This is a genomic window from bacterium (assembly GCA_040755755.1).
Lineage (GTDB): Bacteria > SZUA-182 > SZUA-182 > DTGQ01 > DTGQ01 > DTGQ01.
In genome coordinates this window covers 1-16,531 of sequence record JBFLZW010000005.1, presented here as the reverse complement: position 1 = coordinate 16,531, position 16,531 = coordinate 1, and the positions used below count along the sequence as shown (strand labels likewise).

Genomic DNA, 16,531 nt, shown 5'->3' with positions numbered 1-16,531 from the left:
GAAATAACCTTACTTAAGACGAAGTTATAGTAACATTAAGAGCGCCGATGAGTCAACAAGATTTTTACTTTTTTCATAAAAAGACCTGTCTTGCAGCCGGATGCCTCCCACCAGTCTGTCTGAGAAACCTCTCTATGCGGCCAAACGCCGCTGCTGAATTCCTGTTTTTTTTCAGGGATAGCCTGCTAAGGAGCATCCTTGGCATACAGTTCCAGGTGAAAAATGGTTTGCCCGTCTGCTGCAAAGGGAATAGTTGTCAATGAGCTTCCCTCCAGGGAGAGATGCTTGATGGCCGATCCTTTTCCAAGAATCATGACCGGTACGGAAATTTCAAAGTCACAGGAGATGTTGGACAATTCCGTTTTGGCCATGCCGACAATCATGTTGGTGATTTCCCCTACGCCATCGACGATTTCCTGCTCGGATTCGATCTGATCGCCTAACATGTTCGATACCGCTGCCTGTGCGGTTTTAGCATCCATGCTGAGAATTACCGAGCCAACGATATTTCCCGTCAGTGAGATAACCCCGGTAATATCCGACAGGCAATCCAGTCCCCTCCTGACAAAAGGCTCTTCGGGATTTATCTCCATGAAGATCATGGTCTGGAAAACATCATGAGCAGAAGTTATAAGACCCTGAATTATTTTTTGGAACAATATTTCATTCATAACCCCCCATCTCCTTTCCCTGATCAGGCTTTGCCCATGACTTTGTCCAGTTTCTTCTTCAGCTTCTCGGGGGTAAAGGGCTTGGTGATGTAATCATCGACTCCGCAGTTAAGCGCCTCTTCGAACTTGGCCATACTCCCCTCAGTAGTGAGCATGATAATCGGAATATGCTTTTTATCTTTGGCATCTCTCACCTTCTTGACAAAGGTCAGACCATCCATCTGGGGCATGTTCCAATCGCTGATGATCAGTTTAATCTCTTTGGGGTCCAGTTTCTGCAGCGCATCCTTACCGTCAGATGCCTCGACCGGATCTACATCGACACCGATCTGCTTTAAACTTTTGACAATCAGTTTTCTCATGACTAAAGAATCATCGACAATCAACACTTTCAAGGACATACTTTTTCCCCCTGTTCTGATACGGAATACAATACCATTACTACTATAGTTATTGTTCGGTTCATTGGGGTCTGACCATCGGGAGGTGAAGAAATGAGGTCCGCCGTCAGTTCCTTTTCAATCGAGAACCCTCCTGGAAATTTCCCCGGAGAAATTCTCTAGTTGATTTTTTTCCTCACAAGGCTTATAATCTGCCTCATTTATTCCCTGGCAGAAGGCATCAGGGGGAATAAACAGCACCAAAGAGGAGCATCAGAATGTATATCATCATTGTCGGCTGCGGCAGATCAGGATCAAGACTGGCCAACCAGTTGTCCGAAGAAGGACACGATGTGGTGGTCATTGACAAGGATAAACAGGCCTTTCAGCACCTGGGTTCCCTGTTCAACGGACTCACCTGTCAGGGAAACGGCACTGACCGGGAACTCCTTGAAGAGGCAGGAATCAGGAAGGCGCATGGGATTGCCCTGATGACCAATTCCGACACCAGCAATGCCATGGTGGCCCAGATAGCCAAAAAAATTTACCAGGTAAAGCGGGTTATAGCTAAAATCTATGATCCGGAGCTGGCTGAGACCCTGCGGGACTTCGGTTTCGATATTATCAATACCACGGTCCTGGTTTCGCAACTCGTCAGGGACCGTTTCATCGAGGACTCTCTGCGGGCAAGCTGCAGCGGGAATGAGGGACGGCTGGACCTGGTAGAAGTTCCATCACATGATAAAATTATCGGCAGGAAATATGGCAACTTGAATGTTCCGGGCGCACTTACCATAATCACCTGTAAGAATGGTTCAAACCTGCTCATGCCCACGCCGGAAATGGTCGTGCGGAAAGAGGACATTCTCCTGTGTCTCGTGAATCAGGCGAAACGGAATGAGGTTCTGGATCTGCTCGGACCTGAATTTAATTCACCCAAACTCAGTCCGCAATAACATGATACACCAGCCTATTTACTCCCCCATATTTCTTTATTACCGGAATTGCCAGGCAAATCAGAGAAGGAGCAGCGGAGAATGTATATTATTTTAGTAGGAGGTGGAAAGATCGGATATCACCTGGCCAGATCCCTGGCCGTGGATAAGCATACGGTGGTCGTTATCGAAAAGGATGGAGACCGGTGCCAATATATCTCTGAAAGGCTGAATGCCCTGGTTATCAATGGGAATGGCTGCGAAAAAAGATACCTGAGGGAGGCGGGGATAGAACGGGCCGATGTTCTGGCTGCCGTAACCGGCAATGACGAGGATAACCTCATTGCCTGCCAGGTGGCCCAAAAGTCCTTTGCCATCAGGAGGACGGTGGCCAGAGTCAACGATCCGCAGAATGAATCCTCGTTCAGCCAGTTGGGAATCGATGTTCCCGTTAACAGCACCTCAATTATTACCAAAATCATCGAAGAGGAAACCACCCTGGACGATATCCTTCCCCTGTTTACCTTTAAAAAAGGCAAACTGGCCATTGTCCGGGTCGATCTGCCCACTTCTTCACCGGTCACCAACAAGAAAATACGGGAAATCAGGCTGCCCAAGGACTGTGTACTGGTATCCATTCTGCGGGGTGAGGACCTGCTTATTCCCAGTGGCGATACCCTGCTCATGGAAGGAGATGAGGTGGTGGCTTTGACAACCATTGAAAATGAAAGAGAGGCCTTCAGTCTCCTGGTTGGAAAACTGGAGGATTAGGAGTTTATTCACTATGGACCAAATCAGTTCGCACGTCTTATCACGAAAAGTAATGCTGTCGATATGGGGAATACTTATCGAGTCATCCCTTCCTCTTGTTTTACTGGTGAGTTCCCTGATCATCTCCTTTGTCCTGAGCCTCCTGTTCCTCTGATGCTCCTGAAAAAGACTCTGAGAAGCTGATGCTCCTTCGACCTCAAAAGAACGATTATACAATTATCGGCTACTACACGGGAAAGATCATCGTCGGCATAGGTCTGACCATGATCGTCCCCCTTGTGACCTCGCTCCTTTTTGCCGAATGGGATCCTGCCCTGGACTTTGCCATCGGCATCTGCGTCTGCCTGATCGTTGGCCTGGGCCTGACCATGCTCTGCGAGACCGACCGCGACCTTCTGTGGATGCACGGCATGGTTACCGCCGCTTTTTCCTGGGCTTTGGCCACCTTTCTGGGGGCCATCCCTCATTATCTCAGCGGGCACTTTCTCTCCTACCTTGACGCCTGCTTTGATATTATGAGCGGCTACACCACCACCGGTCTGGTCCTGATCCAGGATCTGGATCATGTCTCCCACGGTCTGAACATGTGGCGGCATCTTTTGACTTACCTCGGCGGCCAGGGCATGATCGTGGTAGCCATTACCTTTCTGTTCAAGGGAACCGCAGGAGCATACCGGCTGTATGTGGGCGAGGGAAAGGATGAGCGGCTTATGCCGAATGTCGTCCAGACAGCCAGAGCCATCTGGATGATCAGCCTGATATATCTGGCTGTCGGAACAGCCTGGCTGTTCGTGGCCAATCTTCTGGCCGGAATGACTCCCCTCAGGTCCCTGCTGCATGGACTCTGGATTTTCATGGGCTCCTGGAGCACCGGAGGGTTCGCTCCGCAAACCCAGAACCTGCTCTACTATCACAGCCCTCTGGTCGAGCTGGTAACGGTTATTATCTTTATCATAGGCTCCTATAATTTTGCTCTTCATTACTCAGTCTGGCAGGGGAATTACCATGAAATTCGCCGTAATATCGAAACGGTTTCCTTTTCCACCACCGTTACCATCACCTGCGTTGTCAGCATCATCGGCCTCCTCCAGGCCCGCTTCTATCCTGGTTTTACCGCCTTGTTCCGCCGCTGCTTCTATCAGATTGTCTCGGCTCACACAACCACCGGCAACATGACTGTCTATGCAATGCAATTTGTCAACCATTGGAACATACTGGCGGCCATGGGCATTATGATCGCCATGTCCATCGGAGGCAGTGCCTGCTCTACTGCCGGAGGAATCAAGGGCATCCGGGCAGGTATTCTCTTTCACGCCCTGATCAATGATATCCACCGGATTTTTTCTCCCGATTCGGCAGTGATAACCCGGAAGTTTCACCACATCCGGGACGTGGTCCTCGAAGACCGCCATGTACGGGCCGCAGCCTTAATCACCATCTCCTATATGGCTATGTACCTCCTTGGGGCCGTGGTCGGCCTCTTCTATGGATATCCCCTCCTGCACTCACTCTTCGATTCCGTCTCTGCGGGCAGCAACAGCGGGCTCTCATGCGGTTTGACCTGTGCATCCATGCCATCTGTCATGAAGGTGGTTTATATCTTCATGATGTGGGCAGGAAGACTGGAATTTATGTCAATTTTTGCTCTATTGGCCTTTGTCTGGGCGCAGGTGAAGGGACGATGATGAGGAACATTAATAACCTGCGCCAAGCACAACCGTTTTCCTGTTTTATACCAATCCTGGCAGTTCTTTGGATCATTCTCTCCCCCTGCCTCAGCCAGGCGGCACGGCTCCTGTCCAGCGATACCCTCATCAATCAGAGCAGGCGCTATGACCGGCAGACCGTGCAGTTTCGGGGCGAAGTTGTCGGAGATATCATGCACCGCGGCACTCATTGCTGGATCAATGTCAATGACGGTCCTCAGGCTCTTGGAATTTATTGCCCTGAAAGGCTCGTCAAATCCATCCGGTTTATTGGAGACTATAAATACAACGGTGATACTATCGAAGTGACCGGCACCTTCCATAAAGCCTGCCCGCAGCATGGGGGAGAGCTGGATATCCATGCCGAAGAATTGAAAATCATCAAAACCGGAGACAGGCGACCCCATCTGGTTACGCAGTCCAAGATCCGCATGGCTATTGCCTTATTCGCATGCACCCTCCTTGTGTTGGGGCTCCATATCTACCGAAAGAAATTCCAGCGCAGGACAATTTCCTGATTGATGTTGTTTTCCCACCAGTGCCTATCTCTTTCTCCTAATCTCAACCGGTTATTGTACATCCTTAAAGAGAATGGCACTTACATAAGCCAAGCTTATAATATAGAGAGGACACAAAGCACACAGGGAAAAAGATCTCCCGCAGAGACGCAGAGACGCAGAGAACAACCAATCCGGCAAGGTCCTGATGAAAGTCGGGATATATCGATGTGTCAACGGCCTGGAAGCAAGCAAAAAGTAAAAAGGCACAAGGAGGAACTTGTTTTACTTTTACTTTTCAATGATATCCTCTGCGTCTCAGCGTCTCTGCGGGAGAATTACTAATTCTTATGTAAGTGCCATTCCCCTTAAAGATATATCAGATGCTTCCTAAATGTTCCAGATTAATTGATGCTTTGGAGAGTTGATAGGTCAATGTATATCTGAAGTGGTATCAAGGGCAAGATCAGTAATGATCTTGCCCTTTTCTCTTTCCTTACCGTATAATTCCCTACCGTATCATTTCTTCCATTTCAGCCAAAGAAGCAGCAGTCACAGCCTTTCGCAGCAGATCATCCAGAATGGCCAGATCATAGATACCTGCCAGTTTTTCCTTGAAAGATAAAGGGATATCACCAAAGCGGATTTCCAGAACATTCACCACATCCTCCCTGGCCTTTTTTACTTCACCCTTCTGTTCACCTTTCTGTTCACCCTGCTGCCATCCTTGCTGTAGTCCCTGCTGTACACCTTTTTGGATTAATTGTTCGGCTAGGGTCATGACGATCCCCTCCTTGTGTTTATCGAGAGATTTCTCGACTATTATTTTTAATTCCTCCACACTCACCCGCTCACTGGCATGAAAGATATAGCGGAAAGCACTCTCCAGCCAGTCCATAAATTCCTGCCCTGCTGCCCCTGACTGAATCATATCCTTCAGTAAGGAGAATATCCACTGCAAATGCCTGGCCAGATCAGGATGATGGATGTACTTGAGCAGCAGAAGGGATACCCGCAGGATAGCCATGCCACGAATCTGATCATCAGGACAGGCTGGTATATCGCATAAAAGGTATGAGAAGTCAGGAACATAGGGCTTAAGTTCCTCTCTCTGGCCTTGGGGGATAAGATCAGACAGCCGGGTCCCTATCCTCCACTTCTCCTGACCGTGGTAGAGCACCAGGGGGATAATCACCGGTAATACCTGGCTTGAGTATACTGCTTCAGGTATAATTCCCAGATTCGGACCTGATACCGCAACAGGTGAAAAGCAATCCATCGCTCCGGTGTACTCTTGTGCTCAAAGAGCAGATACAAATAGCCTGGCTGCTGCTCTTCTTCACTTTCACCCATCAGGTTGAGCCGATAGAGCAGCTCGGAGAAGTATTCCCGCAGTTCCTTTTCGACAAAGGAATCCTTACATATCTCCAGGCTCTTCATGTCCACTATAGCCTGAACCTGCGCAGGGAGGTAGTTGAAAAAAAAATCCCTGGCATTTTCCCTGTTACTCAGAACTTCTTTGATGAAAATATCGTGGGGTGATTTGATAACCTCATCCATGATACTTTCATCATAAATGATCACCTGTCGGATTGTCAAGGCTGGCTTTACCACCTCAAATAAAGTCATTAGGAGGCCAATTGAAAGTTAATTCCTTTCCAATCAGTCATTGCCCTCTCGCTTTACTTTTGGACTGCCTTTCTCAAAACTTTCACACAGTAATTGTTCAAACTCTCTCCAGACTCCAAAGCCCGTACAGCAAGAGCATAGTGCAATTCATTCCCGACACGGAGCTGGAATTTACCAGAGTACTTTCTCCCTGCCGTGGCCGGAGGCAGTGGCTTTCCATCCTTATGATAGATTTCTATCCACTCATCAACTATCTGACACAATTTATGGTACACTTCTTCTTCATTATTTCCATGACAACATTTACCGATCCAACCAGGAACCGACCCAACATAGCATTGATCCTCTTCCGACCATGCAACGATTTTTAAATATCTGTCTCTTTCTTTCATTTTTGAGACTCCCTGATCTTTTGAATAACTAATTTCTCCTGATAGGGTTTCGCATCATCGCCGAGGTTACCACTTATGGTACAGACTACACCACTTTTTTCATGCAGGTAGTTTCGGTGGTCACCTTTTCCACCACGACTAATAAATCCTGCTTTCTCCAGATCCTTGATGAGTTGTCGTATTTTTCTTCGGCATAGTGATATAGTACCAGAATGGTACTATATTGTCAAAGCTCTCCTGCTGTGGTCATATTTTTCCCTACAAACCCCTCACCTGCCACATTAGGGCATCCCTGTGACACGGGGTTCTCCTCTCCATTCCAATAAGATACTGAAACCACCAATAAGATACTGAAACCAGGTACAAAAAATGCATGGAGTTATTAAGAATGACAGGGAGTGAGCTATTACCCCTGGCTTTTAGTATCCTGGTACCTTTGTCACCCAAAGCCAAGCGAAAAGGGGAAGTAGCATTTGTGCAGAAATTAAGGGGGTATCACGGGACGCATATTTATGACACAGTGTCTGACCTGTATGACTAAACCAACAGAAGCACAACTCAAAGATTACCTTACCGGCATGCACAATTGCCCAGGGTTACAGAGATTCCCTTGGTTAGGCAGGAATGAATAATTTATTGACATTATTTGCAGATACTATTAACATTAAGGAAATACTGAAGATAAATCTGATGATCTCGTGGTTTCCTTATCCAGGAGAGGTGATTGGCAGCAAATTTGATAGGCACGAGTCGGCGGCAAAACCTTTTTAACCTTTTTCCAGATGAGAGGCTGTACGATATGACTAACGAAACAAAAAGGAACTGCTCTGGTAAAAACCCTGCTACCTATCTAACCAGGATCATCGATGATCCGGTCCCGTTTTTATTCTTCGGCACTCTGGTTGGTTTAAAAATTTATCATTTAATTGGTAAAATCGATATAACGGCCAATTTTATCAGTATAATGTATGGAATTGACCGGAGCTTTGCCGGTATCAAGGCCATTATCTTTTCCCGGCCTGTCCTGGATTTCACCTATACGATCACTGCTATTCTGTTCGATATGCTTATCATCACCAGCTATCTGATCCGGGTCAAACCGGTCAGTGACCGGGGAAAAGCAAAGGGATTCCGGGAGATGTGGTATCCGATCATTACCGTCCTTATCCCTATGGTTTCTTTTACCTACCTTCTGTATCGCCCTCTGCCCATAGAAAACGACCCGTTGTTCCGGAATCTCTATCAGTCTCCATCCTTTGTTCATGGTGTCGGGATGGCAGGCTTTCTGCTCTCCCTCATCGGCTGTACGCTCAGCACCATCGTTTTGTGGAGATTGAAAAATTCCTTCAGCCTTATGGTTGAGGTCCGGCAACTGGTGACGGATGGGATGTATAAGTATGTACGGCATCCACTCTACGCCGCCGAATTGACTCATGCTCTCGGTACGACCCTGCTGCTCCTTAACTCGGCAACCATTTCGATTTATGTTCTTTTCTTTACCATGGAAGCAATCAGAGCAAAATTCGAGGAAAGAAAATTTCTGGGAGTTGTTCCTGAATATGCCGACTATAAGGCCAGAACCGGCTTCTTCTTTCCCAAATTGCGCGGGGTAATGTAAGTATCCTTTTGGGTTCTTAGTACACGGCACGGGAATTACCCGTCCGGTTTGGTTCAACGACGCCCCCCTCACCCCAACCCTCTCCCCCCAAAAGAGGGGGCGAGGGAGTGAATGGGCGGCTTTAACTGGCCGCGTATTTAACGCGCCAGTGTACTTAGTAGTACAACGGGACTTTCCCCCTTTCCTTCAGGTAAGAAGAGTGGTTAAAGGACTCTATTTGGGTTTTATTCACCCCCACCTGACCTCCCCCCTCAAGGGAGAGGAATTGAGGATTACCCCTCAAGGTGCAGGGCAGGATATGGGCAGGGGAGGCATCTTTTAACTCCTCTCCCTTGAGGGGGGAGGCTGGGTGGGGATGATTTATTATGACCATTCCTCTATCATTAAATATCGTTATAGTATTAGGTTCTCGGCAAGTTCAAATAAATTTCACCAAAGGGACACCCCCTCACGGAAGGGGGTGCCATTCCAGCGGTATCTGTACGATGCGCAACTGGAAGAAAGGGAATAGGAATGATCGCTTATTTTCAGGGTATTTTTCAGTTTGTTATAGATAATTGGAGTATTATACTTCCCCTGGCATTCTTTTCTCTCTTTATCTACTGGGTATCCCCTCAGGAAGGCCGAAGCTGGATAAAGAATTATCCTGTTCCCATTATTTTTTTCCTTGTCATGTTTCTTCGGGTTCTGATAACCACTGTGCTCAGTCTGAAAACGCGGATCAATTTTTCCGCCATCCTTGGACTGATCAACAGTTCATTTGTGGCTATTTTCATGGGAATCGTCGTTTTCAGTTACATCATTCGATCTATTCCCAAGAAACAGGCACAAGGGATATGGGAAAGATTCTATCCGGTATTTGTGGTAGTCTTCCACCTGATGGGAACATCCCTTCTTTCTACTCATACGAAAAGCAATTATGTGCCACCCGTATACATCACTGGATTAATCCTGTGTGTGAGCGGAATTTCCCTGAATATTGCTGCTCTCTGGCAGCTCAAAAATTCTTTCAGTGTCATGGTTGAGGTCCGCAAACTGGTCAATACCGGAGCATACCGCTTCATTCGCCACCCCCTCTACACCGGTGAGTTAATCCATCTCCTGGGGGTCTGCATGCTCTTCAATAACCGGTTTTCCTACAGTTTTTGTATCGTAGTCATTATCATGCAGCTTTCACGGGCCAAGCTGGAAGAGCGAAAGCTGTCGATGCATTTACCGGAATACCGGCTCTATAAGCAGCAGACCGGCTTTATCTTCCCCCGCCTGGGACTCCTCTGGTCACAATGGAAAGAGAGCAAGGGGAATGGATAATATAAAGCAGGAGTCAGAAGTCAGAAGCCAGAATAAATACACATTTTCTCCTGACTCCTGACTCCTGACTCCTGCTTTTTTCACTCCACCTTTTCATAAACTACCGCTTCGGCTGTTTCTTTGGCTACCTGCCAGAAAGGGCTGATCTGGAGCCAGGGAGACATGAGTTGTGTTTCCCATGACCGCTTGTACAGGATAATGGTCTCGATCCGGTACCTGGCCGCCAGCTCGGCAAAAAACCGCGGATCCGCCAGCTTCTGGATATTATCCAGAAAATCGCCATATACCTCCCACCTGCCATCCAGAGCCACCTGACGGGGAGGATACATCTGCCACAGAAGGTAGCCTCCGATATCGGAACTGTTAAAGATATTTCCCGCCGGATTCCTGCTCTTCAGATAATTGACAGCCTCGACCGGATAGGTATCGGAAATGCCGAATCCGAAGCTGCGCAGGTAATGAAGCCGCTGATACAGCCGGTTATTAACGGTGGATACACAAATGAAAAGGGCGAGAATAATGAAACCGGCTCCGGCTGCCGGTGCAATCGGCCAGTTGGCCGGAACCAATTTCCTGTCCCGCACAAAGTCGAGTATCCCGGAGATATTCCCGATAGTCATGGGCGTGGCTGCGATTGCGAACAGGGGTACATTTCTGATCGCCAGAACTGACAGATAGAGGAAGGCCGCATAGGGGAACAGATGGGCCAGGCGGATGCGCTTTACCTGACAGATTATGGCAAGAACCGAAAGGGGAAGGAAAATTCTGTAGATCACTGAAGGATCAGGAAACGGAGCATTTCTGATCGCCAGGGGAGAAACCAGTTCAGTGATCAGGGAAAAGATCGTTGGCTTGGCTTTCAGTTCGGTAAAAATTTTATACGGGTACATGATGCCAGCGATTCCGTTGGCGTTGAGCAGGAGGGCAAAACAGGTCAAGCCGAACAGGAGCCCCTTCTGCTTCCATTCCTCCGCCGGGATCCGGGGTGCCGGAATAGCGGGAAGATACCTGTTGAGGAGCACCTGAAGCAGATCGCCCAGAAGATACAGCAGGAGGAAGGCAATACCCAGCATATGGAGACCGTGCATATTGGCCCAGAGGGCCTGACTGACCGGAATCACGATCAGGGAAAGGCGGGGGTGCCGGGAGAAGTTTTCCGTGAAATATACAAAAATGGCCAGAAAGAGAAAGGTGAAAATCTCCGGCCTCAGCAAAAATCTCTGGAAGGACATGAAGAGAGCCAAAAGACATACGACCAGGGAGACAGGATAGTATTCTTTCCGGTAGGTGGTCAGAAAAAGCAGGCCAAAGACAGCGGCAACAACCGCCATCCTCAGCATGATGCTGCCGCTCACACCGCCAAGGGCATAGGAAAGATACAAAAGGAGTTGAAACAGCCAGTGAGAATCCACCCACTGGTTTCCCTGAACGATATAGGAAAAAATGTCCTGGCCGGGTATTGATCTGCTGGACCAGATATACTCACCGGCCTTCAGATGCCAGCCGACATCGAAGTCAACGATTTTAAACCAGCCAAGCAGGATAACCGCCAGAAAGAAAGACAGAATCGCCAGATACCGCAAGGTTCGTCTCATACGTCATACCTTTCATGGAAAGTTAGCATAAAATTACCGATAGAGCATAAAATTTATTACCCTTCTTAATCAAAGAACAAGCCGATCGGAAACAGCCCTTCACCCCGAATCAGCAGGGGTTTTGTCCGTCCCGCCGCTGCCGGAGCGCAGTTTTGAGCGGCCTTTCCTGCCGGGAAAACCCTGGCATCAACTATGCTTACCCATAGAAGGAGCAAGGACCAGGGCTATTACTGCCCCTGACATTAACCTTTAACTTCATGGTTCCCAAACAAAAATATGGAATTAAGAGAAAAATTAAACATTATCGAATCGGATTTGTCAAACAGAAAGTGGCCAAACAGTCAGCTAAAAATCGTTTTATTGCTCCTGGGGGCATTGTGTCTTTCTTTCTCTCCGGCAAGGTGTGAAGCGGTTCTTTTGCCGCCTGGAGCGGCAGGGATTGTCCCGGCAAGTTTTCGCTTCTTCAATGCCGGTCCGTTTGCGCCCAATGAAGTTATCTTCAGGGTACGGGCAGGGGCAAATCAGGCTCAGGTCAGCAGGCTCCTATCCAGTCAGGGAATCAGAGGGACTGAGGGAAGCATCAGAGCCGGATTCCAGCGGGCAGTGCTCCCCGCCAACAACGCCCTGGAGGTTGCGGCGATCCTGAGCCGCGATCCGGCCATCGAGTATGCGGAGCCAAATGGCTGGGCCTGGGCGGAATTGTTTCCCAATGATCCTTATTATAAGTACCAGTGGAACTTTCCCATGATCAATATGGAACTGGCCTGGGATATTTCAACCGGAGCAAATGTCGTTGTAGCCGTGGTCGATACCGGCGTGGCCTTTGAAAACAACGGGCTTTATCTCCAGGCACCGGACCTTGCCGGTACCCGCTTTGCTCCGGGCTGGGATTTTGTCAATAACGATGCCTATCCGGACGACGATAACGGACATGGAACCCATATGGCAGGAACGATTGCCCAGACTACCAACAACCTTCTGGGAGTGGCCGGGATTGCTCATGGATGCACCATCATGCCGGTCAAGGTGCTGGACAGCGCCAGCAACGGGCTGTTCACCGATATTGCCGACGGAATCTATTACGCGGTTAATAACGGAGCTAAAATCATCAATATCAGCTTCGGAACTTATACCGCTTCGGTAACTCTTCAGGATGCAGTTGCCTATGCTTACCAGAACGGAGTAAGTGTTATCACCTCTGCGGGCAACAACGCTTCGAGTATTCCTCATTATCCGTCTTCGTATCCTACCTGCGTGTGCGTCAGTGCGGTCCGGTATGACAAGACCCGTCCCTTTTATTCCAACTACGGGCCGGATATCGATGTCTGCGCTCCGGGTGGCGATCTTTCCGTTGATCAAAACCTGGATGGTTACCAGGACGGCATTGTTCAGCAAACCCACGACGGGAAAACCTATTACCAGTTCAATTATGCACTCTACCAGGGGACTTCATGTGCAGCAGCCCATACTTCAGGCGTAGCTGCTCTGGCCCAATCCGTGGCCGGCAATACACTGACTCCTGATGCCGTAAAAACCCTCCTGGAAACTACAGCCGTGGATCTTGGGACTGCGGGCTGGGACCAGGACTTCGGCTGGGGGCTGATCAATGCCCTGAACGCGGTCCAGGCCGCCCTTCCCGCGCCTGCGGCAGCGGTGGCTGGCGGTCTTGTGCCCTGGGGGTTATCACCGCTGAATCCGGTGCTGCCCCTCCTGTCGCAACCGACTCCTCTGACCCCGCTGGTCGGGACCGGACTCGTCAATCTGGCCCTGGCTGAATTGACAAATTCTCTTTTCCTGTCAGGTATTTTGAACCTTTCTGCCCAGGCAGGAAATTCAAAGACCAACGCGCTGTCACCTTTTGCCGGATCAGGGAGCGTTTCGAACCGTCTGCGGCTGAAGGATTCCCTGGCATCTTCCGGTTCTTCCTGGCAGTCTGGTGAAAGCTCTTTTCAGCAGCAGACATGGTTATTCAGGCCGGTGAATCAGGTATCGGCATGGGAAAATCCGTTAGTAAATCAACTGTCCCCATTCGTGAATCCATTATCGCTGTTGAGTCCGCTATCGATATTCGTGAATCCGTTATCAACGATCCAGTTTCCCTATTATTCCTATTCAGGATCGTGAAAAGGAAAGGAGTATTTAAGGATAGGTTGAGGGGAGTGAACACTCAAAAAACTCATTGACAAACCTGCCGGAGGCTCCTGTTTGTCAACGATTAAAAAGCAAGGAGGTGATCATACACATCGAGTAGTATTTCAACAGGTGGTTGTGCCTTGCAGGTATCTTCCCTGAAGGCAGTAATCACCAAACATCAACTGCGTGCTTGGGGGAGAGAAGTGAAGGAGTTTGAATTATGCATTTTTTTCGGGTTAGGGTGGTAGTTGTACTTTCTGTCTTGCTGTTTGCTCTTGCTGGTATTTCTGCGAATAAAGCAGACGCTTATTATGGTTTGGGAAGCATGTATGGCGGTTATGGTGGTCTTTACGGCGGGCTCTACGGCGGCATGTACGGCATATATGGCGGCCTCTATGGCCTGTACGGCGGCGGCCTGTACGGCGGGCTCTATGGCATGTATGGCGGGCTCTACGGCCTGTACGGCGGACTCTATGGCCTGTATGGCATGGGCGGCCTCTACGGTCTGTATGGCGGTGGCCTCTATGGCCTGTATGGTGTGGGCGGCCTCTACGGTCTGTATGGCGGTGGCCTCTATGGCCTGGGTGGTTTACGGTATGGCCTTGCCGAGCAAACCGGTACCTGGGAAGGTCTGTGGTCTTCAGGGCTGGTTTCCGGCCCAATGACTCTGAACCTGGTTTCGGATCCTCTGTTTGGAACGCTGTCCGGTTATGTCCAACTGCTGGGTAATCCCACGCTGGGCAGCCTGGTGAGTATTACCGGATCTGCGCTGAACAGCCAGATCATTCTGAGCGGCTCCGGTATTGGCCTTGGTGGTATGACCTTTACGATTGATATTGTCGGTACTCTGACTACCGCTACCACTATGGACGGAACCTATACCTTGACTAACAGTACCTCGCTGGTGGAAACCGGCAGCTTTAAGCTCAGCCTGCTTACTCCTGTTATCTAGTATTTAAGGGTACTTGATGAGCCGATTTTTCAGATTGAAGTGGTAATATCTCAGGAGAGTAACCGGAGAAACTGAAACTCGGGTTACTCTCCTGCATTGCCGTATTGATTTGAGTCATCAATTTCTTACGCTCCGCCACCGTTGGAGCGCTGAAATTGCGGATCGTGTGTGTTATCGTGTGTATTAACATATTTTAAGGAAGGAAAGTGTGTGATGAATGAAGATCTTGGAAAATTGTGGTTAAAAGCCTGCCTGTCGTATCTGTTGATATTCTGCCTGATTATCGCTCTCTCAAAGCCAAGCGAAGGATATTATAGTCCTTATGGCGGCATGCTTGGCAGTACCATTTACAATGGCGGCTTATATAACAACAGTCTTTATACTGGCTTGTATGGCGGCCTGTATGGCGGCCTGGGAAGTATGTTCGGTTTAGGCGGCCTGTACGGCAGCAGTCTCTATGGCGGCTTGTATGGCGGCCTGGGAAGAATGTTCGGTTTAGGCGGCCTGTATGGCAGCAGCTTATATGGTGGTCTGTATGGCAGCAGCCTCTACGGCGGCTCGTATGGCAGCCTGTATGGCGGCCTGCTTGGGCTGGGTGGCATGTATGGCGGCATGTTCGGTTTGGGTGGCCTGTACGGTGGTCTGTATGGCAGCACCCTCTACGGCGGCTCGTATGGCAGCCTGTATGGCGGCGGCCTGTATGGTGGTCTATACGGCGGCATGGGCATGATGGGCATGGCAAATCCTCTGCTGGCAGCCCTGGCCGGGCTTACTCCGCCTACTACTACAACGACCACTACCGCGGCACCAGCCGCTACTGCTGCTGTTACTGCCGAGCAGTTTGACGGATCATGGACCGGGACCTGGTATCTGGGTTTCCTGTATGCTGATATGGCCTTGACGATAGTTGAAGATCCTCTGACCGGATTCCTCAGCGGAACAGCCACACTCTTTGGAAATGCCTCTATCCCGACTCCGGTTACGGTCTATGGAACCTCTACTCCATATTCTGTCACCCTGAGTGGAATTAATGCTCTGGGAACCTATGCTCTCCAGATCAGCGGGACCCTGACCAGTCCTACCACCATGACCGGAACCTGGAGTATTGTCAGTGTAGCTACCGGTATCGTTGTCAAGGCTCTGGGTGTACTGCAGACAGGAACCTTCGATCTTAACCTGACCGTATTTCCCACGCTTGCCGCTCCTGTTGCAGCTCCGGTTGTAGCCCCTGTGGTTCCGGTTGTACCTACGGTCGTTGCGCCTCCGGTTGTACCAACAGTTGTTCTGCCTCCTCCTGTTGTGCCGACGGTTGCTGTACCTCCTGTTGTGCCTACGGTTGCTGTACCTCCTGTTGTGCCTACGGTTACTGCGCCTCCTGTTGTACCTACGGTTGCTGCGCCTCCTGTTGTGCCGACGGTTGCTGCGCCGATCGCTCCTACGGTTTTGACCCCGATCGCTCCTACGGTTACGGCTCCTGTTGTACCTACAATTGTTGCCCCGGTAGCTCCTACAGCCACGGCAGTGCCGGCTGTTGTCTCTGGCCTGTTTATTCCTTTTATTCCTTTTATTTGATAACGGAGGTGGAACCAGTCATAAATACTTTTAATTTCCTTTTCAAATTAATCGTTTGATTCGAAATGGAGAACAGCCGAGCTGATTTTGCGTTTCCTTTTAAACATTACGGTAATCCCGGGGGGAGAGAGAAGGAGTTGAAATTATGCGTTCCCTTAAGATTAAGACATTGATTGCCCTTTCAGTGCTTTTATTTGCCCTTGTCAGTATGCCTGCACAAAAGGCGGATGCTTACTATGGTTTAGGAAGCTTGTATGGCGGTCTCTACGGCGGACTTTACGGCATGGGACTCTACGGCGGACTCTATGGCATGTACGGCCTGGGTGGCCTCTATGGCGGGCTCTACGGCTTGTATGGCCTGGGCGGCCT

General features: G+C 49.4%; 19 protein-coding genes. 11 read left to right on the top strand and 8 right to left on the bottom strand.

The features are described from left to right. Window positions 1–185: 185 nt before the first annotated feature. Entirely contained in the window at window positions 186–671 is a 486-nt protein-coding gene (locus tag AB1611_02260) for a chemotaxis protein CheX (GenBank protein MEW6378412.1), read from the bottom strand. 23 nt (window positions 672–694) lie between these two features. Then, window positions 695–1,066, bottom strand: coding sequence for a response regulator (locus tag AB1611_02255; GenBank protein ID MEW6378411.1), 372 nt, complete (start codon window positions 1,064–1,066; stop codon window positions 695–697). Window positions 1,067–1,329: 263 nt separating this feature from the next. Here AB1611_02255 and AB1611_02250 point away from each other — a divergent pair, with 263 nt between their 5' ends. From AB1611_02250 to AB1611_02230, 5 genes are all read left to right on the top strand, one after another. Continuing rightward, entirely contained in the window at window positions 1,330–2,007 is a 678-nt protein-coding gene (locus AB1611_02250) for a TrkA family potassium uptake protein (GenBank protein ID MEW6378410.1), read from the top strand. Between the two features lie 81 nt (window positions 2,008–2,088). After that, entirely contained in the window at window positions 2,089–2,757 is a 669-nt protein-coding gene (locus AB1611_02245; protein ID MEW6378409.1) for an NAD-binding protein, read from the top strand. Window positions 2,758–2,770: 13 nt separating this feature from the next. Next, window positions 2,771–2,911 carry a hypothetical protein gene (locus AB1611_02240; protein ID MEW6378408.1) on the top strand — a complete coding sequence of 47 codons (141 nt, stop codon included), beginning with the start codon at window positions 2,771–2,773 and terminating at the stop codon, window positions 2,909–2,911. A gap of 28 nt (window positions 2,912–2,939) precedes the next feature. Further along, window positions 2,940–4,442 (top strand): TrkH family potassium uptake protein, encoded by a 1,503-nt coding sequence (locus AB1611_02235; protein ID MEW6378407.1) that lies wholly within the window; start codon window positions 2,940–2,942, stop codon window positions 4,440–4,442. Then, on the top strand, window positions 4,439–4,981 hold the full coding sequence (locus AB1611_02230; GenBank protein ID MEW6378406.1) for a hypothetical protein: 543 nt from the start codon (window positions 4,439–4,441) through the stop codon (window positions 4,979–4,981). The genes AB1611_02235 and AB1611_02230 overlap by 4 nt, the downstream gene beginning before the upstream one ends. Before the next feature lie 490 nt (window positions 4,982–5,471). Here the strand turns inward: AB1611_02230 and AB1611_02225 are convergent, their stop codons facing one another. The 4 genes from AB1611_02225 to AB1611_02210 form a co-directional block, all read right to left on the bottom strand. Further along, window positions 5,472–6,155 carry an Rpn family recombination-promoting nuclease/putative transposase gene (locus AB1611_02225; GenBank protein ID MEW6378405.1) on the bottom strand — a complete coding sequence of 228 codons (684 nt, stop codon included), beginning with the start codon at window positions 6,153–6,155 and terminating at the stop codon, window positions 5,472–5,474. Continuing rightward, a complete protein-coding gene (locus tag AB1611_02220) occupies window positions 6,152–6,559 on the bottom strand; it encodes an Rpn family recombination-promoting nuclease/putative transposase (GenBank protein MEW6378404.1) in 408 nt (135 codons plus the stop codon). The genes AB1611_02225 and AB1611_02220 overlap by 4 nt, the downstream gene beginning before the upstream one ends. An 83-nt stretch (window positions 6,560–6,642) precedes the next feature. Continuing rightward, window positions 6,643–6,981, bottom strand: coding sequence for a toxin-antitoxin system HicB family antitoxin (locus tag AB1611_02215; GenBank protein MEW6378403.1), 339 nt, complete (start codon window positions 6,979–6,981; stop codon window positions 6,643–6,645). Further along, window positions 6,978–7,184, bottom strand: a complete 207-nt coding sequence (locus tag AB1611_02210; protein ID MEW6378402.1) for a type II toxin-antitoxin system HicA family toxin — start codon at window positions 7,182–7,184, stop codon at window positions 6,978–6,980. Before AB1611_02210 ends, AB1611_02215 begins: the two co-directional genes overlap by 4 nt. Before the next feature lie 596 nt (window positions 7,185–7,780). Between AB1611_02210 and AB1611_02205 the strand changes: the two genes are divergently transcribed. Both AB1611_02205 and AB1611_02200 read left to right on the top strand, forming a co-directional pair. Continuing rightward, on the top strand, window positions 7,781–8,599 hold the full coding sequence (locus AB1611_02205) for an isoprenylcysteine carboxylmethyltransferase family protein (GenBank protein MEW6378401.1): 819 nt from the start codon (window positions 7,781–7,783) through the stop codon (window positions 8,597–8,599). A gap of 513 nt (window positions 8,600–9,112) precedes the next feature. Further along, window positions 9,113–9,910: an isoprenylcysteine carboxylmethyltransferase family protein gene (locus AB1611_02200; GenBank protein ID MEW6378400.1), complete on the top strand. Its 798-nt coding sequence runs from the start codon at window positions 9,113–9,115 to the stop codon at window positions 9,908–9,910. A gap of 80 nt (window positions 9,911–9,990) precedes the next feature. Here the strand turns inward: AB1611_02200 and AB1611_02195 are convergent, their stop codons facing one another. Then, a complete protein-coding gene (locus AB1611_02195; GenBank protein ID MEW6378399.1) occupies window positions 9,991–11,505 on the bottom strand; it encodes a hypothetical protein in 1,515 nt (504 codons plus the stop codon). Between the two features lie 65 nt (window positions 11,506–11,570). After that, entirely contained in the window at window positions 11,571–11,720 is a 150-nt protein-coding gene (locus tag AB1611_02190) for a hypothetical protein (protein MEW6378398.1), read from the bottom strand. Window positions 11,721–11,820: 100 nt separating this feature from the next. Between AB1611_02190 and AB1611_02185 the strand changes: the two genes are divergently transcribed. The 4 genes from AB1611_02185 to AB1611_02170 form a co-directional block, all read left to right on the top strand. Continuing rightward, complete coding sequence (locus tag AB1611_02185) at window positions 11,821–13,629, top strand: S8 family peptidase (protein MEW6378397.1); 1,809 nt, start codon at window positions 11,821–11,823, stop codon at window positions 13,627–13,629. A 229-nt stretch (window positions 13,630–13,858) separates the two neighbouring features. Then, on the top strand, window positions 13,859–14,590 hold the full coding sequence (locus AB1611_02180; protein ID MEW6378396.1) for a hypothetical protein: 732 nt from the start codon (window positions 13,859–13,861) through the stop codon (window positions 14,588–14,590). Window positions 14,591–14,803: 213 nt separating this feature from the next. Next, window positions 14,804–16,162 carry a hypothetical protein gene (locus AB1611_02175; protein ID MEW6378395.1) on the top strand — a complete coding sequence of 453 codons (1,359 nt, stop codon included), beginning with the start codon at window positions 14,804–14,806 and terminating at the stop codon, window positions 16,160–16,162. Window positions 16,163–16,307: 145 nt separating this feature from the next. Next, a partial coding sequence (locus AB1611_02170; GenBank protein ID MEW6378394.1) for a hypothetical protein occupies window positions 16,308–16,531 on the top strand: 224 nt, incomplete at its 3' end.